Source organism: Conexibacter arvalis, assembly GCF_014199525.1.
GTDB classification, from domain to species: domain Bacteria; phylum Actinomycetota; class Thermoleophilia; order Solirubrobacterales; family Solirubrobacteraceae; genus Conexibacter; species Conexibacter arvalis.
Window position 1 is genome coordinate 1,814,800 of record NZ_JACHNU010000001.1, and the last position, 23,048, is coordinate 1,837,847.

The 23,048-nt window shown below is 71.2% G+C and carries 20 protein-coding genes; 5 read left to right on the forward strand and 15 right to left on the reverse strand.

Annotation, left to right across the window (positions count from 1 at the left end; translation table 11 throughout):
* Position 1 precedes the first annotated feature (1 nt).
* The 4 genes from BDZ31_RS08450 to BDZ31_RS08465 form a co-directional block, all read right to left on the reverse strand.
* Positions 2–241 (reverse strand): biotin/lipoyl-containing protein, encoded by a 240-nt coding sequence (locus BDZ31_RS08450; protein ID WP_183340848.1) that lies wholly within the window; start codon positions 239–241, stop codon positions 2–4.
* Positions 238–1,257 carry an alpha-ketoacid dehydrogenase subunit beta gene (locus tag BDZ31_RS08455; RefSeq protein WP_183340850.1) on the reverse strand — a complete coding sequence of 340 codons (1,020 nt, stop codon included), beginning with the start codon at positions 1,255–1,257 and terminating at the stop codon, positions 238–240. The genes BDZ31_RS08450 and BDZ31_RS08455 overlap by 4 nt, the downstream gene beginning before the upstream one ends.
* Entirely contained in the window at positions 1,254–2,204 is a 951-nt protein-coding gene (locus tag BDZ31_RS08460; RefSeq protein ID WP_183341088.1) for a thiamine pyrophosphate-dependent enzyme, read from the reverse strand. The genes BDZ31_RS08455 and BDZ31_RS08460 overlap by 4 nt, the downstream gene beginning before the upstream one ends.
* 325 nt (positions 2,205–2,529) lie before the next feature.
* Complete coding sequence (locus tag BDZ31_RS08465) at positions 2,530–3,510, reverse strand: sugar-binding domain-containing protein (protein ID WP_183340852.1); 981 nt, start codon at positions 3,508–3,510, stop codon at positions 2,530–2,532.
* 139 nt (positions 3,511–3,649) lie between these two features.
* Here BDZ31_RS08465 and BDZ31_RS08470 point away from each other — a divergent pair, with 139 nt between their 5' ends.
* Positions 3,650–4,699, forward strand: coding sequence for an alpha/beta fold hydrolase (locus tag BDZ31_RS08470; protein WP_183340854.1), 1,050 nt, complete (start codon positions 3,650–3,652; stop codon positions 4,697–4,699).
* A 43-nt stretch (positions 4,700–4,742) separates the two neighbouring features.
* Here the strand turns inward: BDZ31_RS08470 and BDZ31_RS08475 are convergent, their stop codons facing one another.
* Complete coding sequence (locus BDZ31_RS08475) at positions 4,743–5,099, reverse strand: ArsR/SmtB family transcription factor (RefSeq protein WP_183340856.1); 357 nt, start codon at positions 5,097–5,099, stop codon at positions 4,743–4,745.
* Positions 5,100–5,152: 53 nt separating this feature from the next.
* Between BDZ31_RS08475 and BDZ31_RS08480 the strand changes: the two genes are divergently transcribed.
* Positions 5,153–5,389, forward strand: a complete 237-nt coding sequence (locus BDZ31_RS08480) for a DUF2892 domain-containing protein (RefSeq protein ID WP_183340858.1) — start codon at positions 5,153–5,155, stop codon at positions 5,387–5,389.
* 4 nt (positions 5,390–5,393) lie between these two features.
* A complete protein-coding gene (locus BDZ31_RS08485) occupies positions 5,394–7,547 on the forward strand; it encodes an MMPL family transporter (RefSeq protein WP_183340860.1) in 2,154 nt (717 codons plus the stop codon).
* Positions 7,548–7,795: 248 nt separating this feature from the next.
* Here the strand turns inward: BDZ31_RS08485 and BDZ31_RS24850 are convergent, their stop codons facing one another.
* Both BDZ31_RS24850 and BDZ31_RS08495 read right to left on the reverse strand, forming a co-directional pair.
* Complete coding sequence (locus BDZ31_RS24850) at positions 7,796–7,969, reverse strand: type II toxin-antitoxin system TacA family antitoxin (protein WP_246344868.1); 174 nt, start codon at positions 7,967–7,969, stop codon at positions 7,796–7,798.
* Between the two features lie 211 nt (positions 7,970–8,180).
* Positions 8,181–8,588: a VOC family protein gene (locus BDZ31_RS08495; protein ID WP_183340862.1), complete on the reverse strand. Its 408-nt coding sequence runs from the start codon at positions 8,586–8,588 to the stop codon at positions 8,181–8,183.
* 833 nt (positions 8,589–9,421) lie between these two features.
* Between BDZ31_RS08495 and BDZ31_RS08500 the strand changes: the two genes are divergently transcribed.
* On the forward strand, positions 9,422–11,095 hold the full coding sequence (locus BDZ31_RS08500) for an ATP-binding cassette domain-containing protein (RefSeq protein WP_183340864.1): 1,674 nt from the start codon (positions 9,422–9,424) through the stop codon (positions 11,093–11,095).
* Positions 11,096–11,913: 818 nt separating this feature from the next.
* Here the strand turns inward: BDZ31_RS08500 and BDZ31_RS08505 are convergent.
* Together BDZ31_RS08505 and BDZ31_RS08510 are read right to left on the reverse strand one after the other, a co-directional pair.
* Positions 11,914–14,697 (reverse strand): hypothetical protein, encoded by a 2,784-nt coding sequence (locus BDZ31_RS08505; protein ID WP_183340866.1) that lies wholly within the window; start codon positions 14,695–14,697, stop codon positions 11,914–11,916.
* Between the two features lie 101 nt (positions 14,698–14,798).
* Positions 14,799–16,916, reverse strand: coding sequence for a hypothetical protein (locus BDZ31_RS08510; protein WP_221242852.1), 2,118 nt, complete (start codon positions 16,914–16,916; stop codon positions 14,799–14,801).
* Positions 16,917–17,612: 696 nt separating this feature from the next.
* Here BDZ31_RS08510 and BDZ31_RS25485 point away from each other — a divergent pair.
* Positions 17,613–17,741: a hypothetical protein gene (locus BDZ31_RS25485; protein WP_281381499.1), complete on the forward strand. Its 129-nt coding sequence runs from the start codon at positions 17,613–17,615 to the stop codon at positions 17,739–17,741.
* Positions 17,742–18,245: 504 nt separating this feature from the next.
* On the opposite strand, the gene BDZ31_RS08515 is transcribed toward BDZ31_RS25485, so the two are convergent.
* The 6 genes from BDZ31_RS08515 to BDZ31_RS25925 all read right to left on the reverse strand — a co-directional run bounded on the left by BDZ31_RS08515 (position 18,246) and on the right by BDZ31_RS25925 (position 22,788).
* Positions 18,246–19,376, reverse strand: coding sequence for a DUF262 domain-containing protein (locus BDZ31_RS08515; protein WP_183340870.1), 1,131 nt, complete (start codon positions 19,374–19,376; stop codon positions 18,246–18,248).
* Positions 19,377–19,378: 2 nt separating this feature from the next.
* Positions 19,379–20,173, reverse strand: a complete 795-nt coding sequence (locus BDZ31_RS08520) for an FRG domain-containing protein (protein ID WP_183340872.1) — start codon at positions 20,171–20,173, stop codon at positions 19,379–19,381.
* 130 nt (positions 20,174–20,303) lie between these two features.
* Positions 20,304–20,600, reverse strand: a complete 297-nt coding sequence (locus BDZ31_RS25920) for a tyrosine-type recombinase/integrase (protein WP_343075552.1) — start codon at positions 20,598–20,600, stop codon at positions 20,304–20,306.
* Complete coding sequence (locus BDZ31_RS25495) at positions 20,486–21,634, reverse strand: tyrosine-type recombinase/integrase (protein WP_281381500.1); 1,149 nt, start codon at positions 21,632–21,634, stop codon at positions 20,486–20,488. The genes BDZ31_RS25920 and BDZ31_RS25495 overlap by 115 nt, the downstream gene beginning before the upstream one ends.
* A gap of 270 nt (positions 21,635–21,904) precedes the next feature.
* Positions 21,905–22,135 carry a ribbon-helix-helix protein, CopG family gene (locus BDZ31_RS08530; RefSeq protein WP_183340873.1) on the reverse strand — a complete coding sequence of 77 codons (231 nt, stop codon included), beginning with the start codon at positions 22,133–22,135 and terminating at the stop codon, positions 21,905–21,907.
* The gene (locus BDZ31_RS25925) at positions 22,129–22,788 is read right to left on the reverse strand and encodes a helix-turn-helix transcriptional regulator (protein WP_343075540.1); all 660 of its coding nucleotides are present in this window, start codon (positions 22,786–22,788) and stop codon (positions 22,129–22,131) included. Before BDZ31_RS25925 ends, BDZ31_RS08530 begins: the two co-directional genes overlap by 7 nt.
* Positions 22,789–23,048: the final 260 nt, after the last annotated feature.

The window sequence follows — 23,048 nt, forward strand, 5'->3', positions numbered from 1 at the left end:
GTCACGCCTCTTCGATGATCGCGACCGGCGTGCGCACCTCGACCGTCTCGCCGGCCTGCACGAGGATCTCGACGAGCGTCCCGCTCGCCGGCGACTCGAGCTGCTCCTGGTTCTTGGCCGACTCGACCTCCGCGAGCGGCTCGTCCTCGACGACGGTGTCGCCGACCTGCTTGAGCCACTCGAGGATCGTGCCCTCGTTCATGCCCATGCCCCACTGCGGGAGCAGCACCTCGACCTTCACGCCATCGCCTCCTCGCGCGACCGCCCGCAGACGCCGCGCACCGCGTCCGCGATCGTCTCGCGGGTCGGGTACAGCTGGCGCTCGAGGGCGGGGCTGAACGGAATCTGCATGTCGGGCGTCGTCACGCGCGCGATCGGCGCGCGCAGCGCGTCGAACGCCAGCTCGGCGACGAGCGCCGAGACCTCGGCCGCGGCGCCGCACGTGCGGTGGGCGGGGTCGGCGACGACGAGGCGGCCGGTGCGCCGCACGGAGCGCAGGATCGCCTCCGTGTCGAGCGGCACGAGCGTGCGGGGGTCGATCACCTCGACGGAGATCCCCTCGTCTCCCAGCGCCTCGGCCGCCGCCAGCGCCTCCGGTACTGCGCCGGAGATCGCCACGACGGTCACGTCCTCGCCCTCGCGCGCGGTCCGCGCGACGCCGAGCGGGATCCGGTACTCGCCGTCGTCGACCTCCTCCTTGGAGCCCCACAGCGGGACCGCCTCGAACGAGAGGACCGGGTCGTCGCTGTCGATCGCCGCCCGCAGCAGGCCCTTCGCGTCGCTCGGCGTCGCCGGGGCGATGATCTTCAGCCCCGGGACGTTCATGAACATCGGGTACGGGCGATCGGAGTGGTGGGCGCCCGTGCTGAGCCCGTAGAACATCGCCGAGCGGAAGACGACCGGCAGCGACGCCTGACCGCCGAACATGTAGCGGTTCTTGGCGACCTGGTTGACGAACTGATCCATCGCCAGGTACAGGAAGCTCGAGTAGGAGAGGTCGACGATCGGCCGCAGGCCCGTCATCGCCGCGCCGGCGGCGGCGCCGACCATCACCTCCTCGGAGATCGGCGTGTTGCGGATGCGGTCGCGGCCGAACAGCTGCAGGAAGTCGCCCTCGGCCTGGCGGCTCTTGCCGGCGCCGGTCGTGCCGTAGACGTTGGCCTCGACGTCCTCGCCGAAGATGATCACCCGCTCGTCGGCCTGCATCGCCTCGAGCTGGGCGGCGCCGATCGCGCCGAGGTAGGTCATCTGGCTCATGCCGCGACCTCCGCCGCGCTCGGATCGGTGTAGAGGTCGGCGAACGCGACCTCCGGCTCGGGCAGCGGGCTCTCCAGCGCGAAGCGCGCCGCCGCCTCGACCTCGTCGGCGACCTCGGCCTCGAGCGCGTCGAGCGCCTCGGCGGCTGCGACGCCGTCGGCGAGCAGCCGCTCGCGGAAGAGCGTGATCGGATCTCTCGCCAGCCAGGCGTCCCGCTCGGCGGCGTCGCGGTAGTCGGTGCTGAGCCGCAGGCCCTCGCTGTGCTCGTGGAAGCGGTAGGTCATCACCTCGACGAGGCTCGGCCCCTCCCCGCGGCGGGCGCGGTCGGCCGCCTCGCGCACCGCGTCGTGCACGGCGAGCACGTCCTGGCCGTCGTCGACGCGCACGCCCGGGATGTCGAAGCCGTGCGCGCGGTCCGCGATGCGGCCGGACGTGACCGTCGCGGCCGGCGTCGAGAGCGCGTACTGGTTGTTCTCGCACAGGAAGACGACCGGCAGCCGCCAGATCCCGGCGAGGTTCATCGCCTCGTAGAGGCCGCCCTGGTTGGCGGCGCCGTCGCCGAAGAAGGCGAGCGCGACGCGGTCCTGCGCCAGCAGCTTGGACGACAGCGCGGCGCCGGCGGCGATCGGGATCGACGAGCCGACGATGCCGGACTCGCCGAGGCTGCCGACCGCGAAGTCGGCGAGATGCAGCGAACCGCCCTTGCCCTGGCAGATGCCCGTCGCCTTGCCGAGCAGCTCGGCCATCAGCGGCCCGAGCGCCGATCCCTTGCCGATCGGGTGCCCGTGGCTGCGGTGGTTGCCGGTCATGTAGTCGTCGGCGCGCACCGCCATGCAGGCGCCGACGACCTGCGCCTCCTGCCCGACGCTCGTGTGGACGGTGCCGGGGATCTGGCCGCGCTTGACCATCTTCGACGCCCGCTCGTCGAAGAGCCGGATGCGCAGCATCCGCCGCTGCATCTCGAGCAGTTCCTCGTTGGTCAGCTTCACCCGCTTCGTCTCCTCCGTCGAATGCGCGCCGAGCAGCGCGGCGCCGGCCCGCCCGCGGTCGCTCCTCGACCGCTGCGGCGCTTCCCGCTCCCTCGGTGCGCATATTCATTCACGCAACGAATTCTCATTCTAAGCAGATCGCGCAGGCGGACGCAACCAGACCGCGACCGGGAACCTCCGCGATCTCCGCGGCGAGTAGGCGTTTCGGCTCGCTGGGCGCGGGCAGGGGTCGGCCGGGCGCCTCGGGCGCCCGGCGCTTCAGCGCTGTCCGGCCGCGGGGCCGCTAGGTCGCGCGCTGCGCGAGCACGTGCTCGGCGGTCGCCACGTCGGTGACGAGCACGTCGATCCAGCGCCCCAGCAGCAGGGCGTGGATCGCCTCGTGCTTGGCGCGGCCGCCGGCGATCGCGACCGTCCGGCCGGCGTTGCGCAGCTGCTCGAGCGTCACGCCGATGACGAGCTCGTCGAGCCCCGAGTCGAGCGGCCGCCCGCCGGCGTCGACGAAGCGGAAGTTGAGGTTGGCGACCGCGCCGTCGGCCTGGACGCGGGCCAGCTGCTCGCGGTCGAACGGGATGCCCGCCCGCAGCAGCTGCTCGTCGAGGCGGCCGTGCCCGACGCCGGCGAAGGCGACGTCGAGGCGGTCGAGCCGCCCCATCGCCTCGCGCGAGTACGGATCCTGCGCCAGGATCGCATCGCGGACCGCGGGCGCGGCGACGACGCCGGGCGTGCGCAGGAAGACGGCTCTTGCGCCCATGCGGTCGGCGAACCGCTGCGTGGCGCGCGCCGCGACGTGCTGGGTCGAGGGATCTCCCAGGTCGCCGAGCATCTCGACGATCTCGCCGACCGCCTGCCGTGAGACCGGCTCCAGCGCCTCGACCATCGCGGTCAGCGAGCGGCTCCAGGAGGTGAAGCCGACCACGTCGGCGTCTTGCAGCGTCGGCTGGAGGAAGGATGCCGCCGCGACGCCGAGGTCGCGATGCAGGGCGTCCTCGTCCTCGACGTCGGAGTCGACCACGTGCGCGTCGACGAGGCCGAAGCGCTCCTCCAGCTGGTCCTCGAGATCGGCGTGGATCTGGGGCGGGACGACCACGACCGTCTTCACGATCCCCGCGTCCTCGGCCGCCCGCAGCAGCCGCGAGACGCGCGACTGGGACAGTCGCAGGCGCTCGCCGATCTCGCGCTGGCGCAGCCCCTGGGTGTGGTAGAGCCGCGCCACCTTCGTCACGAGGCGGAGGTGGTCGATCTCATCCCGGGCGGCAGGGCTCACAGCGCTCGGTCCTTTCCCTGGTGGCTCGCACTGTGGCGGAATCGTAGTGACGGCAGCCCGGCGCCTTTCCGCACAGTTGTTGAATGTCCATTCATGCTCTGAATGGCTATTCTGCCAGGCGATCGAGGAAAGGGAGCAGGTGAAGGAGAACCGCTACTACAGCCCGTCCGTGCACGGGCCGTACGAGGTCGCCGAGCTCGGCGAGCTGCCGCTCGCGGCCGGGGGCGCGCTGTCGGACTGCCGCGTCGCGTACGCCACCGCCGGCAGGTTGAACGAGGCCGGCGACAACGCCGTCCTGTTCCCGACCTGGTTCGGCGGTACCCATCTGCCGATCCTCAACGCCTACGTCGGCCCGGGCCGCGCGCTCGACCCCGAGCGCCATTTCGTGATCGTCGTCAACCAGCTCGGCAACGGCCTTTCCAGCTCGCCGCACGACACCGCCGGCGAGCTGGCCGGAGCGGCCTTCCCGGCGCTGCGGATCGCGGACGACGTGCGCGCCCAGGAGCGACTGCTCGACCGGCTCGGCGTCGGCGAGCTGCAGCTCGTCGTCGGAGCGTCGATGGGCGCCCAGCAGGCGTACGCGTGGGCGGCGCACGCGCCGCAGCGCGTCCGCCGCCTCGCCGTGATCGCGGGCACCGCGGTCACCTCGCCGCAGCTGGCGCTGCTGGCGGAGGCGCTCGCCGACGCGATCGTCTCCGACCCCGGCTACGACGACGGCCGCTACGACGCGCCGGCGGCCGTGCGCGACGGCCTCCTGCGCCACGCGCGCCTGTGGGCGGCGATCGGCCACTCGAGCGCCTTCTGGTCGCGCGAGCACTGGCGGACGCTCGGCTTCGGCTCGGCCGCGAAGTTCCGCACGGGATTCCTCGACGCCCACTTCACGCGCATGGACCCGCTCGCGCTCCTGCGCATGCTCGACAAGCTGCGCCACGCCGACGTCCGCAGCGGCGACGCCGACCTCGCCGAGACGCTCGGCGCGATCGCGGCGCCGGCGCTCGTGCTGGCGATCGACCACGACCAGCTCTTCCCGCCCGCCGACTGCGCCGCTGACGCCAGCCTGCTGCCGGCCGCCGAGCTGCGCGTGCTCGAGAGCGTCACGGGACACCAGGCGATCTTCGGCGCGGAGGCCTCCTACCGCGAGCAGGTCGACCGCCACCTGCGCGAGCTGCTCGCGCGCGAGATCCCATGAGCGTCCCCGCGCTCTCCGGCCTCGCGGGCGGCAGCGGGCCCGTCTAGGTGGCGGGCGGCAGGATCGCGTCGAGCTCGGCGTGCTGGCGGCGCAGGCCGCCGCAGACGAGGTCGCAGAGGTCGAAGACGCCGGGGTCGGCGATCGCGTAGCGGGAGTACGTCCCCTCCTTGGCGCGGCTGACGAGGCCGGCGGAGAGGAGGACGCCGAGGTGCTTGGAGACGTTCTGCTGCGAGACCTCGAGTCCGTCGTGCAGCTCCTGCACGGTCGCCGGGCCTTCTCGCAGGCGGTCGAGCAGCTTGATCCGCGTCGGGTCGCCGAGCACGCGAAAGCGGCCGGCGACCAGCTCGGCGAGCTGGTCGGGCAGGGGGTGCGGCGTGGCGGAGGTCGAGGCTCGTGCCATGTCACCACGGTAGCACGCACAACTTCACAACCGCACAGTGGTACAGTGGTGCAATGTCGCCCACACGCCCATCACGCAGCTGGCCGCTGGAGCGTGCGCTGTTCGCGCTCGCGGGAACGGTCACGCTCGCCTCGGCGGCGCTCGCCGCCTTCGTCTCGCCCTGGTTCCTGCTGCTGACGGCGTTCGTCGGCGTCAACCAGTGGCTGTACGTCCTCGCCGGAGACTGCGCCGCGTCGCTCGCGCTGCGCCGCCTGTTCGGCCTGAAGCCCGGCCCGGCCGGAAGGAGCTGATCGCATGGACCGTCTCGGACCGCTCGGCCGGCTCGGCCGCTGGACGGCGACGCACGTGCGCGCCGTCGTGATCGGATGGATCATCGTCGCGATCGGCCTCGGGCTGCTCGCCCCGAAGGTCGAGCATGCCCTCTCGGGCGCTGGCTGGGAGGCGACCGGCTCGGAGTCGGTCGCCGCACGCGCGCAGCTCGACGAGAGCTTCGGCGGGCTCTCGTCGAGCGGGCTGATGGTCGTCCTGCACGCGCAGGACGGCACCGTCGCCGACCCCGCCTTCAGACGCGCCGTCGCCGCCGTCGAGCGGACGCTGCGCGCCGATCCGCGCGTCGCCGAGGTGGTGTCGCCGCAGCAGGGCAGCTCGATCTCGCGCGACGGCCGCACCGCGGTCGTGCAGGCCGGCGCGGACGCGGCGCCGGACGAGATGGTGCGCGCCGCGAGCGACCTCAGAGCGCCGCTGCGGGCCGCCGGCGAGGGCGCCGGGATCGAGGTCTCGCTGACTGGCGCGAGCGGCATGTGGGCCGACTTCAACCACGCCAACAGAAGCGCGATGCTGAAGTCGGAGCTGCTGTCGTGGCCGGTGACGCTCGCGATCCTCGTGCTCGCGTTCGGGTCGCTGGTCGCCGCCGGGCTGCCGCTGATGCTGACGATCGTCGGGCTGGTCGCCTCGGCCGGCTCGCTGTTCCTCGTCGCGCAGCTGTTCGACGTCTCGATCTGGGCGCTGAACTTCGCGCTGATGTTCGCGCTGGCGCTCGGGATCGACTACGCGCTGTTCGTCGTGATGCGCTTCCGCGGTGCGCTGGCGAGCGCCGGGGGAGACCCGGTCCGCGCCGTCGCCGAGGCGATGGACACGGCCGGCAAGGCGGTGATGTTCAGCGGCGTGACGGTGCTGATCTCGCTGAGCGCGGTGCTGCTGGTGCCGAGCCCCGCGTTCCGGTCGATGGCGCTCGGGATCATGCTGTCGGTCGTCTTCATCCTCGCCGCGACGCTGACGCTGCTGCCGGCGGTGCTGGCGAAGCTGGGGCGGCGGATCGACCGGCTGGCGCTGCCGTGGGCGCGTGCCGGCGAGCACCGCTCGGAGCGCTTCAGAGCGTGGGGCGAGCGCCTGTGGCGCCGTCCGTGGGGCTGGGGTGCAGCCGCGCTGGCGATCCTGCTCGTGCTCGCGGCGCCGATCGGCGAGCTGCGGACCGGGATGCCGTCGATCAAGGTTGTTCCCCAGGAGGACGGCGCGCGGGTCGGCTACGAGCGCGTGCAGCAGGCGTTCGGCGACGGCGCGCCGGGCGCGCTGCAGATCGTCGCGCCGCGGGCCGACGCGGCGCGGGTCGTGGCAGTCGCGCGCGCCGACGCGGGCGTCGCGGCGGTGATGCCGCCGCTCGACGGCGCCGACGGCCGCGCGCTGGTGCAGGTGACGCCGTCGGCCGACCCGTCCAGCCCGGCGGTCGGGGAGACGGTCGATCGGCTGCGGGCCGACCTGCCGGCGAGCGCGCTGGTCGGCGGCGCGCCGGCGGAGAACCACGACCTCGAGCAGGTGCTGGAGGCGAAGACGCCGGTCGTGATCGGCGTCGTGCTCGTGCTCGGCTTCCTGCTGCTGCTCGTCGCGCTGCGCGCGCCGGTGATCGCCGCCGTCGGCGTGCTCACCAACCTGCTCGCGACCGCGGCGGCGTTCGGCGTCGCGAAGCTGATCTTCCAGGACGGGCACCTCGCTTCCCTGATCGGCTTCGACCCGCAGGGCTTCCTCGACGCGTGGGCGCCGGTCTTCTTCTTCGCGATGGTGTTCGCGATCGCGATGGACTACACCGTCTTCCTCCTGTCCTCGGCGAAGGAGCACTGGGATCGCAGCGGCGACCCGCGCGAGGCGATGGTCGGCGCGCTGGCCCACAGCGGCCGGATCGTGTTCGCCGCCGCGGCGGTGATGGTCGCCGTCTTCTTCACCTTCGCGCTGTCAGGCCCGCTGCCCCCGCGCGAGATGGGGATCATCCTCGGCGTCGCCGTCCTGCTCGACGCCGCGCTCGTGCGGCTCGTGCTGCTGCCGGTCCTGCTGCGCCTCCTCGGCCGCTGGGCGTGGTGGCTTCCACGCCCGCTCGACCGGCTCTTGCCGGCGGTGCGGTTCGGGCACGGCGCTGCTCACCACGCAAGCGAAGCCGGACTTCTGAATCGATCGTGATTCAAGCGCACCGAAGTTGACCCTCGCCTGGCGCTCGCGGAGATGTTGACGACCGGCGCGCTGGCGCCGATGAGCTCGGTGCCGGCGGCGGTCAGGCGCAGAACGTCCGGCGGGTGACGGCGGCGCGGGGGCGGGAACCGCAGCTGGCTACGGCTCGGCGCCGCATGGCGTCGTCGATCGCAGGCTCGCCGGAGTCGAAGCCGCGGCGGTTGTGGCGCGCGCGGTCGAGCGGCTCGGGGCGGCGGAGGTCAGTCGACCCAGCGGAAGCCGCGCGGACGATCCAGCGCCGCGGCGAGTCGCTCGTTGACCCGCGCCGGCTGCGCAAGCACTTCGCTGAACACCTGGGCGGCCTGCGGCGAGAGTTGGATCACCGTACGCTCGGCGAGCACATCCTCGGCGTGCTGGGCGGCAGCTTGGAGCAGGAACGCGGAGAGGTTCTGATGCGTGGCGTCGGCCGCGGCTCGAGCGGATGCTTGCGCTGCGGATCGATGCGGATCTGAAGGCGCTCGCCTTTGACCGTGGCCATGTACTCACAATGGCAGTACGTCGTCGGGGGGCAACAGCGGATATGTGGAAGCACGAACCGCCGCGCTCGCAGTGACCATCGCCAGGTAGCTCGACCGATCGTCAGGGCTAACGATCGCCCTCGACCGAGAAGGTGTTCCCGTCGGGATCCTTGAACCAGGCGACTTTGCCGCCCCCCGCACGGGGTGAGATCCCCTTCTCGTCGGTCCCGTAATCGAAGCCGCTCTCGAGCACACCTTCGAACTGCTCGAAGGTCACGCCGTTCGAGGTGAGCTGGTCGACCACCTGTTCGACATCCTCGACGTACCAGGTCACCAGGGTCGCGGTCGACCGGCCAGCGTGGTCCGGAGACGGATAGACAACCAACGACTCGACGCCTCCGGACGCATAGACCTTGCTTCCGTCAGCGTCGGTCCGTACCGCCGAGAGACCGAGCTTCCCCTCGTAGAACTCCTCGGCCTGCGTCATGTCCGTCACTGCGATGAAGGCGTTCAGTCTGTACCTGCTCAAACTCATTGATCCTCCTCGAACCGGTACTCGCCCCATTCCCAGTCCGTACGGCTCGCTATCGGGTTCGACAGGCTCGCAGAATCCCGCTCCGTCCCGGCGGTCGTGAGCACAGCCAGAGCGGCGCCGGCCGCGTCTGAGCGACGGGAGTCGAAGCCGCGACCGCCTGGACGACCAGCACCGCTCAATGCTCAGAACTTCGTCGCTTTCAGCGCGCAGGGGACCCGATCACCCGAAATCATGTCTCTCAAGCTTTGCGTCAGGCACGCGCGCAGCCGAGACGCGACTGAGAGCACCGTCTCGGTTCAGACGCTCCGCGCGGCGGGCAACATTCGCATTCCTCGAGCAAACTCGCGGAATCGCGAGCGCCGCCGCGGCGCCCAACAGCGCCTGAATCGGTTCTGCGGCGTTGAGGTGGACCGGGCGGGGCTTCGGGCTTTGAGGCGCCGGCGGCGGCCCGTGGCGGGGGGGGGTCGGCGATGTGGCCGTACTTCCGCGCGAGGGTCAGCACCGCCTGGAGCACGTCGATCGTCTTGTTGACCGTCGCGGGGGAGAGCGGGCGCAGGACCGGGCCGGCCCCGGCCGGGCCTGAGCGGAGCGGGCGGCCGGCCTGGATCGCTTGGCGGCGGCGGTCGGATTCGGCGACCTTGGCGCGGCGGCAGGCATCGACGGCGGCGATGTCGATCGCGGTCAGGGGCGTGTGGGTCGGGTCGCGCCCGTTGCACCTGCTAGCGTTGGCGCCCATGTTGCACGAGTTCCTCTAGCAGCCCGCCGACGCGTCCCAGCCCGCGGCCCAGCCGCGGTCGCCCGTCGATCCCGCAGACCCAGGAGGAGCTTCCACCATGCAGACCCCGTCCGGCACGCGCCGCCCCGGCGCGTCCGTCCTCGACCGCGCCCAGCACCGGTCAGCCCATCTCGTCGCCCGCGACGTGCGCAAGAGCTACGGCGAAGGCCGCGTGATCGACGGCGTGTCGCTCGCCGTCGGCGCCGGCGATCGGCTCGCGATCATCGGCGACAACGGCGTCGGCAAGAGCACGCTGCTGCGGCTGCTCGCCGGCACGCTGGAGCCGGACGCCGGCACCGTCGCGTGCACGACCGGCCGCACGCTGGTCGAGCAGGAGCTGGCCGTGCCGCCGGAGACGACCGTCGCGTCGTTGATCGACGACGCCCTGCACCGCTCGCGCGCGGCGCTCGCCGAGCTCGAGCATGCCGGTGCGGCGCTCGCCGAGCAGCTGCCCGACGGCGCCGAGCGCTACGCCGCCGCGCTCGCCGCCGCCGAGGAGCTCGACGCGTGGGACGCCCGCCGGCGGCTGCTCGACGGGCTCGACGCCTTCGACGCCGCCTTCCCGGAGCAGACGCCGCTGCGGCACCTCTCTCCCGGTCAGCGCTACCGGCTGCGGCTCGCCTGCGCGCTGCACGATCCCGAGGGCGCGGTCCTGCTGGACGAACCGAGCAACCATCTCGACGACCGCGCGCTCGACCGGCTCGCCGAGCGCCTGCTCGAGCATGCCGGCATCACCGTGCTCGTGACGCACGACCGCTGGCTGCTCGACGCCGTCGCGACCGCGATGCTCGATCTCGACCCGACGGCCGAGGGCGCCGGTGCGCTGTTCAGCGGCAGCTTCCAGGAGTTCCGCCGCGAGCGCGCGCGGCGGATGCAGCGCTGGCGCGAGCGCCATCAGGCCAGCCTCGAAGCCGAGGAGAGGCTGGAGTGGCAGCTCGTCGCCGCCCGCGCCGCCGCGCCGGGCACCTGGCGGCCCGGCAAGGGCGCCGCCAAGCACGGCCGCGCCAGCCGCGCCAGCAGCACGGTGGCCGCGCTGCAGCGGCGGCTGGACCAGCTGCGACTCGAGCGCCCGCCGGCGCCGCCCCAGCCGCTGCGCTTCGCGCTCCACGACGTCGCCGACGAGCTCGACGACGAGGCGCCGCAGCCGCTGCTGGTCGCGCAGGGCCTGCGCCGTGCCGGCCGCGTCGAGCTCAGGCCGCAGGAGCGGATCGAGCTGCCGCCCGGCGGCCGGCTGGTCCTGCGCGGCCCCAACGGCGCCGGCAAGTCGACGCTGCTGGAGCTGCTCGCCGGCACGCTCGAGCTCGACGGCGGCGTACGCACCGTGCGCGACGGCGCCGCGATCGGCTTGCTCGCCCAGGAGGACCGGCTCGATCCGGCGCGCACGCCGCTGGAGGCGCTGCAGGCGTCCTGCCCCGCGGTCGCGACCCTCGACGACAGGGAGCTGCGCGAGGCCGTCCAGGCGACCGGCCTGCTCGTCGACCGCGACCTCGACCGCCCGATCGGGCGCCTGTCGGTCGGCCAGCGCCGGCGCGTCGACCTCGCGCGCCTGGTGCTCGGCGAGCCGTCCCTGCTGCTGCTCGACGAGCCGACCAACCACCTCTCGGTCACGCTCGTCGACGACCTCACCGCCGCGCTCCTGCAGACCCCCGCCGCCGTCGTGCTCGTCACCCACGACCGGACGCTGCTGGAGGCGGTCGACGACTGGCCGACGCTGCGGATCGGCGACGGGTGAGGCGAGCGGCGCCGGGGGCAGGCTCAGGCGCACAGGATCAGTGCGCCGACACGTGGCGCCCCGTCGGCCGCGCGAAATCGCGCGCGAGCGCCACGCCCGCCGCCGTCCCGTCTCCGGGAAGCGATCGTTCAGCTGGCATGGCGCGAGCGGTCCGCGAGGCGTGCCTCCGGCCTTTCAACGGTCTCGAACGGGCTCGGGCTCGGCGTGCGACGCGCTCGCGCCAGCGAGGGGACTCGAACCCCCGACCGCTGGACTACAACCATGCGCGGACGCGGGCTTGGGCCGCTGTGAGGAGGTCGCCGATCGTCATGTGCGGCAGGTGATTCCGCGGCGCCGAGGCGCTGGCGCCGCGGCGCGGTTTCGGGCCGAGCTCGTCGGAACGGCCCATCTCGGCCCAGGACTCGCGGCCGCCTTGCGCAGGTGTCGACATGAGTTGACGAACCGCGCTGGCCAGGACGCTGCCTGAGGTGATCGCGGTCGCGGCCGATCGGGGCGCCGCGCGGTGGCGATAGCCGGCGACAAGGGCGCCTGCGCTCTCCGAGCGGCTGCGATTCGCGTCTGACAGTGTCCGCTCTATTGCTCGGTGCGTTCGAGCTGGCCGATCAAGCCGGGTGCATTGCCACCCGCGGATCGGTCGTGTCACAAGGGGCGTCGGGTCGATGCGGCGAGGCGTTCGAGGGGGACGACGAGGCGTGCGATCTGTTCACGATCGCATTGGCTCCAGCGTGCGTCCGGCGAGGGCGTGCAACGCGCAGGCGAGCCGGCCCCCTCCCGGGCCGGCTCGCCGAGCTGCGGAGCGTGCGCTGCTCAGCGCGCGATCACTTCTTGGCGGCGCCTCTCTTTGCGTGGGCCTTGCCCTTCTTGCCTCTCGCCTCCGCCTTCACGCCACGGCAGCCGAAGATCCTGATCTTCTGCGACCGCGAGATCGCTCGGCCGCTCTGCCCGAGGATCGCGAGCTTGGCGTTCATCCCTCTTCTGACGCTCTTGGCGCAGAGGTTGCCGATCGTCCCGATCGGCCCGTTTCTGCCGGCCACGAGGTTGAGCGTGAACTTCGTGATCGGCACGTCCGGGACGGTGTCGAAGGTCGTCGCGAGCGTCAGGTTGCGCGGAATCGAGACCTTGCCGACGAGGTCGAAGTCGACCTCGCCCCGCAGCGCCACGACCAGGTCCGGGATTCTCCGCGCCGGGTTTCTGACGAAGTACACCTTCCCGCGCAGCGGGTCTCTCAGCACCGGCGTCACCGCCGTCGCGCTTCCGACCGCCAGCCGCTCCGGGCACTTCCCGGCCTCGTAGTCGGGCAGCGGGCAGGCGTTGTTGTTGATCACCGGCAGCCGTGCGTTGATGTTCCGCGGCAGGTTGACTCTCACCGATCTGAGATTGGCCTGCCCCGGCGTCATCTGCACGACCGTCTTGAACGGCACCGTGATCCGCGGCCGGGTCCGTCCCTTCTTCCCGACCCGCAGCCCCACCCGCGGCGTGAACGGGAGCGCGGCGCAGTCGCCGACCTGGAAGCGGTTACGGAGGTTGGCGACGACGTCGGCCACCGACCGCACCTGCACGTCGATGCTCTTCGCCTCGCACGACGTCGGGTTGAACATGAAGCCCGGGCGATCGAGGATCAGCCGCACCTCGCGGATGTTCAGCGGGGTCCCCCCGAGGATCGTCGGCAGGTCGTCCGTCTCCGCCGTGATCGCCGCGGTGTGACGGTCGATGTGGAGCGCAGACCGCAGCACCACCGTGCCGAGGTCGAACGGGCCGGCCTGCGCCGGCACCACGATCGACATGCCGTAGGGGGCACCGCCGTGCGGGCCGGTCAGGTAGACGCCGGTTGGCGCCTTCCCGGGCTCCGGCACCCAGATCGGCGAGCCGCCGGCACCGGTGGCGATCTGGACGTGTCCGATTCTCGAGGACTCCGGGCACGTGCCGGCGGCGGCTTGCGCCTCGCCGCACAGCGGCACGGACGACACCTTGCCGAGCAGCCCCTCGGGCAGTCGAACCGACTTGATCGCCTTCAGCTGCTGCTCCCCATCCTGGCGAGCGACCGTCAGCGCGAACGGCGAGAACTCCCCCGCCGCCGGGTTGAGGGTGCCGGCGGCCAGCAGCGGGCCAAAGCCCGCAGGCGCGCAGCCCTGGTCGATCGCGAACGTCGACGAGGACGACGGCGACGAGCCGGCCCACCCGGTCGCCGCCAGCGTCGCTTCCTTGACCCCGCAGGTCGAGGGGTTCACGAGCGCGGCACGGTCACCGCCGTCCAAGCGGAGCGAGAGCCGCGAGAACGGCAGCTCCGGGTTGTCGGCGAACGTCGTCGCCAGCTGTCCGGTCGCCGGGTCGGCCTTGATGTGCCCTCGCAGCTTGATCCGCACGCCGGAGCTCGGATCGTGCGCGACCATGAACATCCGGTACATCTCGCCCGACGCCGGGTCCTGCGACCGTTGCTGGCCCATGTAGACCACGCCGGTCAGCGGATCGGGCAGAAGCGGCGAGTCGATCCGCACCTCGCCGATCCGGCTTGCGGGCGGACAGGCTTCCGCCTCGGCCCTGCCCTCGCCGAGCTGCTCGTCGGTGCAGACGTCGAGCCCGCGCGCCCGGCCCGGCGAGATCGCAACGCCTTCGGGCAGCGTCACCGTCGCGTCCTTCAGCTGCGAGGCGATCAGCTCGTCCGGCCCCTCGCGCTGCCCCAGCCCGAGGTCGATCGCGTACCCCGACGGCTGCCCCGCCACCGAGTTGTCCGGCCGCACATCCAAGGTCGGCGCGAACGGCAGCTGGTCACAGCCGGTGAGCCCGTCGGTGATCCGGGCAGCGGTCGACACGGTGCGCTCCGGCTGCTGCCACGAGCGAATGGCGATCTTCGCGTCGAGCGGGACGCCGCAGCGCGTCGGCGCCCACATGAACGGCTTGCGCGCACCGGAGCCGCGACCGCCGTACGAACGACCCGAGCCGCTCGTCAGCGGTCCCGGACCGTTGTGGTCGGCCGGCACGCCCCACAAGGTGAGCTGCTGGCCGTAGACCGCCGCCGCGGTCGAGATGCCCTTGACGTTCGACACCAGCCGGTAGCCGCCGTCGGGGGTGACGCGAACGTCGATGACGACCGAGATGTTGATGAGCCAGAAACCGAGCCGCGCGGCGACTCCCTTCGGCGCCGGCAGACGGTGCACCAGCACCGGGAGCGGCACGACGCCCGACGGCGGCACCGGCGTCAGCGCCAGCCGCAGGACCGCCTCGCCGACCGCGGTCTCCATCGGGCAGGTGGGCGTGTCCCGCGCCGTGCCGTTGCACACGGGGACGGCGTTGAGGTTGCCGAGGATGCCCGGTGGCAGCCAGGTGTCGACGTCCTTCAACGACTCGGTCGGCACGACGTTGCCCGCCCCGTCGGGCTCCCGGGTGGTCAGGTCGAAGGCGACCCGCAGGTTGGGGTGGGCTCCGGCCTGCTGCTGCGGATTGCCGTCGCTATCCAGCAGTTGCACCGTTGCCGATCCGGGAGCGAAGTCGAACGCCGGCGCCGCGGATGCCGCCGGCGCGAAGGCCGCGATGGCGCCGGCCGCCGCCAGCGCCCCGACCAGCCAGCGGCGAGCGGAGGAGCGCCTGGTGTCGGTGGTGGGCATCGTCCTCCTGCTCTTCCGGTCACGGGTTGTCGTAGACGCGAGGGCGTCACCGTCCATGAGCTCCTCCGTTCTGGTGGCTCTCCCAGCCATGTCGACCGACATCAGCGGCCGCCCTTCTCGGCCTCGGCTCGCTTTGCCTTGGCCTCGGCGCGCTTGGCCTTCGTCTTGGGTCGCTTGGCCTTCGGCTGCTTGAACGTGACCGTGATCGCCTTCGAGGCCGACTGGCCGCTCTTTGCCTTGTAGGAGACGCGGACGTTGACCTTCAGCTTCCGTCTCTTCTTCAGCGCCTTCTTGGCCTTCGCGCTCAGCGCGACCTTGACCGCGTAGGTCCCGCCCTTCGGCGCCGGCTTGCTGGCCCGCCGGAGCTGAGCGCCGCCGACCGAGATGCGCCCGGCATCCGGCACCCGCACCTTCAACTTGGCAGCCCAGCCGGTCACCGCCTTCAGCTTCGAAACGCCGACCGACGCACGCGTCGGCTCCGGAACCAACGGCAGATTCCCGTGACCGGTGAAGCTCAGCGAGCCGATCACGATCGGAGCGGGCGCGGGGGCACCGGGCCCCTGACAGTCGCCGGCCCCGCACGGTGGCGCCTCCGGTTGCGGCGCTGGGAACCCGCCGCCCCGCCGGAGGCTGTACAGGTCGGGCACGGGCGCGTCTTCGTCCTGCGGCAGCAGCGACTGCCGCGTGATCACGAAGACGTCGGTGCCCTGAGACGTGACGCCGGCGAAGCGCGCGTCGCTCTGCTCGGACCCGGCGGCCAGCAGCCGGACCCGCCCGTCGTGGAACTCGTAGACGCTTCCGGGACCCTCCGGCGCTTCCGGCGTCAGCGCCGCGGTGCTCATGAAGAAGAAGCTCGAGCCGTCGGCGGTGAAGCTCTCGGTCAGCGCGTTGCGGACGTCCGCCGGTGCGTTTACGTCCCGCGTGCCGAACGAGGCCGTCCCGCCGGAGGCCGCGCCCGGCCGGCAGGAGACGCAGGTCAGCGTGCCTTCGGCCCCCTCCGTGGCGTCGTAGACGTACATCTGCCGGCCGGCGTAGCCGCCGTCGATCCCGGTGGTGCTGAGGAACGCCAGCCGCTCGCCGTTGCGCGACACCGCGACGACCGGGTTTCCGCCAGTGCCGGCGCTCGGGTGGATCTCGCGGAAGACGCCGTCGTCGAGCAGCGCCAACGACCCGCTCACATACAGGTAGAGCCGGCGCAGGTCGCGGTCACCGCCGAGCACGATAGGTCTGGCGTTCGGCGCGGGCCCGCGGTAGCGCACCGCGTCGGCGCCGTCGGCGTATTCGTACTCGTAGACGCCCCAGCCGCTGGCGGGCGCGTCGTCGGTCAGCGGCCGCGAGCAGCGGAACAGGATCCGCCGGCCGTCGGCCGACATCCCAAAGAAGTCCGGGTTCACACAAGTGGTGTCGGCCGGGTCGCCGGAGCGCTCCGAGCGGCCGACGACCGACGTCGTCGCATCGGGTCGCAGCGCGTCGTGCCGGACGTAGAGCGCGGACCCGGCGGTGAACGCCACGGTCTGCCCGTCGTCGCTGATCCCCGGCGCCCGGACGTGGCCGACGGGGCGGGCATCGGGCAGCGCGGCGCCGTCCGATCCGATGCCCACGTCGACCACGCGGTCGCCGTCGTGCACGTAGCTCCGCGCCTGGTTGCCGGACGACGACCGGATCTGGAGGAACACCTGCCGCGCGTCGCGCGAGACGCCGACGGCTTCGGCTCGGCCCAGCGTGCCGTCGGGCGCGAGCGCGTTCGACAACCACCTGAACGCGCCGAACGCGCCGACGCGGTAGATGTTCGTCCCGTTGCCCGGGCGGATCGCTTCCGGCAGGTACGGGTAGGCCGTCTCCTGGATCAGCGTGTCGAGCCTCCCGTCCGCCGCCACGAACACGGGGGCGTGCGAGCTGGTCGGGATCGTCTCGACCGGACGCGGCTGCATTCCGACCGTCTCCCAGCCGGTGGCGCCGCGCCGGGCGCGGTAGAACGTCGGCCCATTGTTGTTCTGCACGTCGCCGAACGCACCGAGCGACTGCATCAGCACGCCGCCGCTCTCGCCGTCGTCGTCGGCAGCCTGCAGCACGTGGTCGATCGGCTGGCCGGCCTTGTCGACCGGTGAGACCAGCTCCAGCGCGCGATCGGTCGGCGGCGGCGCCGGCGCCGGCCGCGGCGCGATCGGCACCGCCGCCGACGCTGGACCGGCCGCCGCCGCACCGACGGCAAGCGCCATCGATGTGAGTGGCACGGTCAGGATCGCGCCTCGAGCTCCGGCCCTCGCAATCGCTCGGTGCACGGACGAACGCATGCTCATCGGTCTCCCTCTCCTCTCCCATTGGCGATCGTGAGCGCGGCGCCCGCGCCCGCGCGCAGTCCGAGCGGCCCGGCGGACGCGCGCGTGCGCGCCGACGTTCCGCCGCGGATCGGCGAGTTCGGCATCAGACTCTCCTTGGTGCTTGGGGTATGTCGCCGCCCTCAGCGACCCGACGCGCGAGCGACCCCCCCGCACAGTAGACATCTGTGTTTATTCCTGTCAAGGGCCCACCGTCTGGCGCAGCGCCGCTCGACGCCCGTCGCGGGGGCCTGGCACGGCAGGAGCGATCTGACGCCCGCGCCGCCGGTGCTGAACCACGCGACGGGTTCAAGCAGCCGGGTTCGCGCGGGCGTGGGCTGCGATCAACTCGGCCAGCCGGCCGGGCTGCTGGAGGACGGCGAGTGGGAGGCCGGCTCCGCCGGCGGCCCTTCCGCCGAGACGTGGGTCGCGCCAGCGACGCCCGTCCGACTCGTCACGGCACGCTCGTCGCAACGCTGATCGGCGCGCCCCTGAACGGGTGAGACGGTCGGCATCTGGCCCGCGGCGCGCATCGTGAGCATCCGGGCGAACACGACCGGCACCGACGAGTTCACGATCGCCTCCTGATACCAGGCGATGCGCCAGTGCGTCGGCGTCGCCGGCTTCTACAACCTCCGCGTGCTGCAGCTCGGGCTCGGGTCGGAAGCACCGCCGACCGATGAGCAGACCGCCGCATTCGACGACATCGTCACGATCGCGGATTGAGGGCATGAATGTCGTGGCCACCGCGGGCAGCAACGCTGCTGAGCACCTGATTTCGACGACCGCAATCGCTCGGCCCGGTGGCCCGCGGATCAACGTCGCGAGCGCGTTCCGCGCGGCAGGTCTGGGCGCGGTCGTAGACAGCGCCCCGCCGGTCGGTGCTCCGCCGCCTCAGCCGCCGCCACCCGATGACGATCGTCGTGATCTCGCGCCGCCGCATGCGCGGCTGTTTGCGGGGCCTCTACTTAGGGTGAGCAGGGGGACTTGAACCCGCGACCGCCTGGACCACAAGCAGCAGCGCTGGTGGCGGGGTGGTGTGACGGAAGGTGGCGGTTTGCAGGTATTTTGCGGCTGAGCACCGCGCCCGCCAGGCTCTGGAACGACGGCGATAGACGCGGATTGCTGCCGATTCGGCGGGATTCAGGCACTCGCGCGGCTGGAGTGCCTGAACGTGCGGCCGAAACGCCCGCCGCTGTTGAGCGGCGTCGCTCTCCCTGGTGACGGCTCTCAGAGGAGGTCTTGGGCCGTGACTTCCTCGGGTGGAGAGGCCATGAGTCTTCGTCCCAGAGGAAGTGTCTTCACCAAACGGTCCTGCGTCGCCAAGCCGGTTGCGAACCGTGTGTTCATCTCCGGGATGAGCCAGAGCGTTCTTGCCGCAGTTTCGATGTCCGCACGCGGCATGCGGCCGTTCGCCAGGTGGAACGCGGCCCCCAGCGCGATAACCTCAAATGAGGTGTTGAGGAACTGGCCACGAAACCGGTTGCGGCTTTTATCCCATTTCCGGAAGATGTCCTCGCCGCCGTGGTCTGCAAGGAAGGAGAACGTACGATCGAATGTGTCGTCAAGTTGCGCCCACGACGATGGATCGGCCGCAAGCTCGACTGACCAGTCGTCCAGGCGAGAGGAGAAGTCGCTCAGACCGGCCCGCGCGACGTGACGATTGTGCAACATGAGAAATCGGAGCACGAGTTCAATGTCGTACTGTTCCGCAATGAGCCGCTCGCTCAAGTTGACACAATTAGTGAAGCTCTCCTGTCTCGCAAGCTTCACAAGCCATGACAGGCAGTCAGCATTGGCTCCCGAGATAAATGCCGAGCGGATCTCCTGCGACGTCAGAGCGGAGCCAAAGCTATTCAAGCGTTGGAAAAGGTCGAATCTGGCCTTGGGGTCGGATCCCCGTTTGATCACCCGCAAGTCGAGGCGGGCCAGGCGGATGTCGAGTTTCTGCGCGGCGCTCAGCTCGACGGCCGGATCTGTCGAACTCCAGGTTCGCCCCTCGAGATTCGGCAGAAACTTCGTTCCGGACAGTGTGAGCGATGGTCGGATCGATCCGTCGGCGTTCATGAGCAGACCCTGCAATTCGAGCAATGTACTTACGCGCTGCAAACCATCGACGAGTTCCCAGCCGCCTGATTCAGCTTGGGCCACAAAGAACGATGGGAGAGGGATTCCCAAGAGGATGCTCTCGACGAGACGGCTCTTTTGTGCGTGATCCCAGCGAAAGAGACGCTGGAACTCGGGACGAATCTCCAGCGTGCCTTCTCGGTAGAGATTCGAAAGTTCGCTCACCGACATGCTGATCGTGTCGGCGGAGATCTCGACACGCGCAGCGGCGATTTCTGCTTCCAACTGGTCCATAACTAATTCATCTCCGCCTCTGCGATGTCTTGCCCGACCCCTGCCAAGTCTGGAAACACAGCAGAGCGCGTGATGCCGAGCAGTTTCAGGCCGTTGAGGATGTTCTGTTGGGAGTCGTCTATACAGATCTTCTCAAGAACATCTGAGTGGGTCACTACTGCCGGCGAGTCTTCCATTGCTGTGTCATTCTTGCCGGCAACAGTGAACGTACCCTGCTGCGCCACGATGCGAGCGCTGTTGTGCGTGCCGAAGAGAGCGACTGGCCAGGGGGCAAACCGTGCATCCTCGATTCCAGGTGCCCATGAATCGATCGCTGCGTCGGACGTAGCAAGAATTCTGATCGCTTCGCCGTATCCGTCGAGTCGCGGATTGAGGCGGTTGAGACGAACTGGGTCGAGCACCCACAAGGTAGGTCTACAACTACCTGTGCCGCATTCGCACTGCGTCGGCTGATGTGAGGCCGCGAAGTAAGCGCCCACAAGGGCGTTCTCGCTCCAGTCGAGCAACCGCGTGGGAACCCCGAAATGCTGCATTGCAAACAACTGCTCCCAGTCTCGCTGGGGATACCCTTCGGGCCACAGGGGAAGGCTGCGCTGGCGAAAGCGCGTGATGAGACGAAGTTCCGTCTCGAGGAGTCTCGCCGAATCAAATGGTGCGAGCTTGCGTACAAGCGACGGCTGCAGCCTCCGCGATGCGCAGCCCTGCCCTCGGAACCAGCGCGCCACGCCCGTAGGAAGGGACAAGAGGTGGCTCAGGAGTTCAGTGAGGTCGCTTACAGACGTCTCTTTGAGTGGCACGGCCGGCGAGCGTACCAGGGGCTACGTGCTGCGGGCGCGATTCAGACCTGCGCCCAGCTAGTCGCCGCTGGCGGAGTCAGCCCGAACTGGACTCGCGCACGGACAGACCTTGCCGTGTTTTGGAGCAAAGCTAGGTCGGACCGCGTGCTTGGACGAGCGCCTGCATTTGCCCGCTACGTCGGTCCGTGACGTGGACGTACGTGCGGAGGGTGAAGTGGGGGTCGGTGTGGCCGAGCTGGGCCATGACGGTGGCGGGGTCGGTGCCGCAGGCGACGAGGATTGAGGCGTAGGTGTGGCGGAGCTTGTGGGGCGTCAGGCCCGCAGGGAGCGGTGCGTGGCCGCGCTCGGCGAGGAGGTGGTCGGCGATGGGATCGTGGGTTGGAGGACGCGGTTGCGGAGGTTGTCCTTGTCGCGCTGGGTGCCTGATTCGGTTGGGAAGACGAGGTCGTCGGGGCCGGCGGCGGGGCTGCGGTCGCGGTGAGCGGTCAGGACGGCTCTGAGGATTGGAAGGAGGTCGATGGTGCGGCGGCCGGCGTCGGTTTTGGAGCGGGTGACGTGGAGGCGGGCGCCTGGGAGGTCGATGTCGCGCCAGCGGAGCTGGCACAGCTCGTGGGCGCGCAGGCCGGCGAACAGGAGCGTGGCGATGATTGCGTGGCGGTTGCGCATGCGGTGGCGGGGGTCGGCATCCAGTTGCGCGGCGGCTTCCAGCAGCGCCTGAATCGGTTCTGCGGCGTCCAGATGGACCGGGCGGGGCTTTGGGGCCTTCAGGCGCCGGCGGCGGCCTGTGGCGGGGTTGTCGGCAATGTGGCCGTACTCCCGCGCGAGGGCCAGCACGGCTTGGAGCACGTCGATCGTCTTGTTGACGGTGGCCGGGGAGAGCGGGCGCAGCACTGGGCCGGTGCCGTCAGGGCCTGAGCGGAGCGGGCGGCCGGCCTCGATCGCTTGGCGGCGGCGGTCGGATTCGGCGACCTTGGTGCGGCGGTAGGCGTCGACGGCTGCGATGTCGATCGCGGTCAGGGGCGTGTGGGCGAAGTGCGGGAGCAGGTGGTGGGTGAGCGCCCAGCGCTCGTACTCGACGGTCCGGGGCGCGACCTCGCCTTCGCGGCGGGCGAGCCAGTCGGTGGCGAACTCGTGGAACGTCGGGACCGCCGCGCTTGTGCGTTCACCTGGGTGGCCGTGGCCGTCGTCGGCGGAGTTCCGCGCGGGGCCAGCGGCCGGTGCGGCTGCGGCGCCGTTCGCCGCGCGTGGGCGGCTGCCGCGCTCTGGCGGGATCCAGATGCCGCGGCGGACGTCGGCCATGACGTCGAGCAGCTCCTCTTCGGCTCTCGCGCGGTCCCAGCCGTCGCGCTCCAGGCCGAGGGTCACGTATTGGCGTCTGCCGTTGGCGAGGAAGCGCAGCGCGTAGCCGCGGCCGGACTTCCACTGGCGCTCGACTACCTGGCCGCTGCGGGAGCGGGTCATCGCGACCACCCCCGGACCGGCGCCACGGCGGCGGCGCCGAGGTGTCGAGGCGGTGTGAGCGGAGTTGGAGAGTGTGTTGCTCCTATAGGAGATGTCGCCGGACGGGCGATGCGCCGGACTGCCGATGCGGCGGGCGATCTCGGGCGCTCGCTCCGGAATCGTGAGCGAACCGGTCTGCGAACCGATCCACGAACCAGTCTGCGAACCGGTGTGCGAACCAGTCCGCGAACCGCGCGATCGGCTCGGATTCGGGGTGTGAGCGGCATGCGATCACCGGCCTCGGCGGGCGAGGAACTGTTCGATCCGGTCCAGCCGGGCGGCGTGCTGCGAGAGCACGTCGCTGACCTGTTCGCGGAGCAGGCGGTCGTTGGTCTCGATGCCGATGACGTAGGCGAAGGTGGCGTCGCGGATCAGCGCCGCCTTGGCGATGCCGAGGCGTTCGGCGTGGAGCGTCACGCGGGCCATGAGGTCGCGGTCGAGGCGGACTGTGGTCGTCAGCATCGGTCGGCCTCCCATTCGGCCCAGCGCTGCTCGAACAGCGCGATCAGTTCGGACAGCGGGAGCTGCAAGCCGGTCGCGAGCTTGCGGAGGATGCGGAACGTAGGGTTGATCTCGCCGCGCTCGATCGCGCCGACGTAGTTGCGGTGCAAGCCGGCCTCGGTGCCGAGGCCGGCTTGGGTCAGGAAGCGGCGGGCGCGCAGCTCGCGGACGGCGCGGCCGAGGACGACGTGCTCGCGGCCGAGCGGCGAGCGCACGGGCCGGCGAGCCGCAGTGGGGCGCTTGGCCTCGGCGCCGGGCGCGGCGTCGGTGGCCGGCGGGGCGTCTGCGACCGGCGGGGCGGTCGCGCGCGGACGGGCGGCGCTGGGCGGCGGATCAGCGGCGCGGTTGGGGCGGCGGGGCATGTCGGCCTCCTGCGTGGTCGACGGCACCGAGAGCGGCGCGGACCAACGGCGACGCGCAGGCGAATAGACGCGCGCGGCGGCGGCCGTGCGCGAGAATCGCTGACGCATCGAAGGCCTGCGCCTTCGGTGCCAGGCCCCGGGGCGTTGCAGCGCCGCCGGGGCCACCTCATGGGCAAACGGCCCGACGACCGTAGCTCTGGCCGCCGACGTCAGCCAGTCGAATCGGGCGCAACCCAAGCCAATCGGACCCAATCGGCCGGAATAAAGGCACTCGCGCCTGAAATTGCCCGCAGCGCCCGCCCGGCGCAAAGCACTCGACCAACGAAAAAGCCCCGCAACCGAGGCTGTCGCGCAAAGTGCGCGGCGGCCTCGGGCGGGGCTTTCTATTTGTGAGGTTCTCGTGGTCGGCGGCGGGGCCAGCGGGCCAGGACAAGTTCGGGCGGGCAGGCCTGGGGTCAGGCGGTGGCGGTGGTCGCGCGCCAGAGCTTGAGGAGGTTGTGGGTGGCGGCGAT

What these genes read in the sequence shown, in the direction of transcription:
- BDZ31_RS08530 (WP_183340873.1), bottom strand. Translation starts at nt 22,135, where the DNA reads ATGCTGACGACCACAGTCCGCCTCGACCGCGACCTCATGGCCCGCGTG.
- BDZ31_RS08485 (WP_183340860.1), top strand. Translation starts at nt 5,394, where the DNA reads ATGGACCGTCTCGGACCGCTCGGCCGGCTCGGCCGCTGGACGGCGACG.
- BDZ31_RS08455 (WP_183340850.1), bottom strand. Translation starts at nt 1,257, where the DNA reads ATGAGCCAGATGACCTACCTCGGCGCGATCGGCGCCGCCCAGCTCGAG.
- BDZ31_RS08495 (WP_183340862.1), bottom strand. Translation starts at nt 8,588, where the DNA reads ATGAGTTTGAGCAGGTACAGACTGAACGCCTTCATCGCAGTGACGGAC.
- BDZ31_RS25485 (WP_281381499.1), top strand. Translation starts at nt 17,613, where the DNA reads ATGCGCCAGTGCGTCGGCGTCGCCGGCTTCTACAACCTCCGCGTGCTG.
- BDZ31_RS08515 (WP_183340870.1), bottom strand. Translation starts at nt 19,376, where the DNA reads ATGGACCAGTTGGAAGCAGAAATCGCCGCTGCGCGTGTCGAGATCTCC.
- BDZ31_RS08505 (WP_183340866.1), bottom strand. Translation starts at nt 14,697, where the DNA reads ATGCCCACCACCGACACCAGGCGCTCCTCCGCTCGCCGCTGGCTGGTC.
- BDZ31_RS08475 (WP_183340856.1), bottom strand. Translation starts at nt 5,099, where the DNA reads ATGGCACGAGCCTCGACCTCCGCCACGCCGCACCCCCTGCCCGACCAG.
- BDZ31_RS08480 (WP_183340858.1), top strand. Translation starts at nt 5,153, where the DNA reads ATGTCGCCCACACGCCCATCACGCAGCTGGCCGCTGGAGCGTGCGCTG.
- BDZ31_RS08460 (WP_183341088.1), bottom strand. Translation starts at nt 2,204, where the DNA reads ATGCTGCGCATCCGGCTCTTCGACGAGCGGGCGTCGAAGATGGTCAAG.
- BDZ31_RS08500 (WP_183340864.1), top strand. Translation starts at nt 9,422, where the DNA reads ATGCAGACCCCGTCCGGCACGCGCCGCCCCGGCGCGTCCGTCCTCGAC.
- BDZ31_RS25495 (WP_281381500.1), bottom strand. Translation starts at nt 21,634, where the DNA reads ATGACCCGCTCCCGCAGCGGCCAGGTAGTCGAGCGCCAGTGGAAGTCC.
- BDZ31_RS08510 (WP_221242852.1), bottom strand. Translation starts at nt 16,916, where the DNA reads ATGGCGCTTGCCGTCGGTGCGGCGGCGGCCGGTCCAGCGTCGGCGGCG.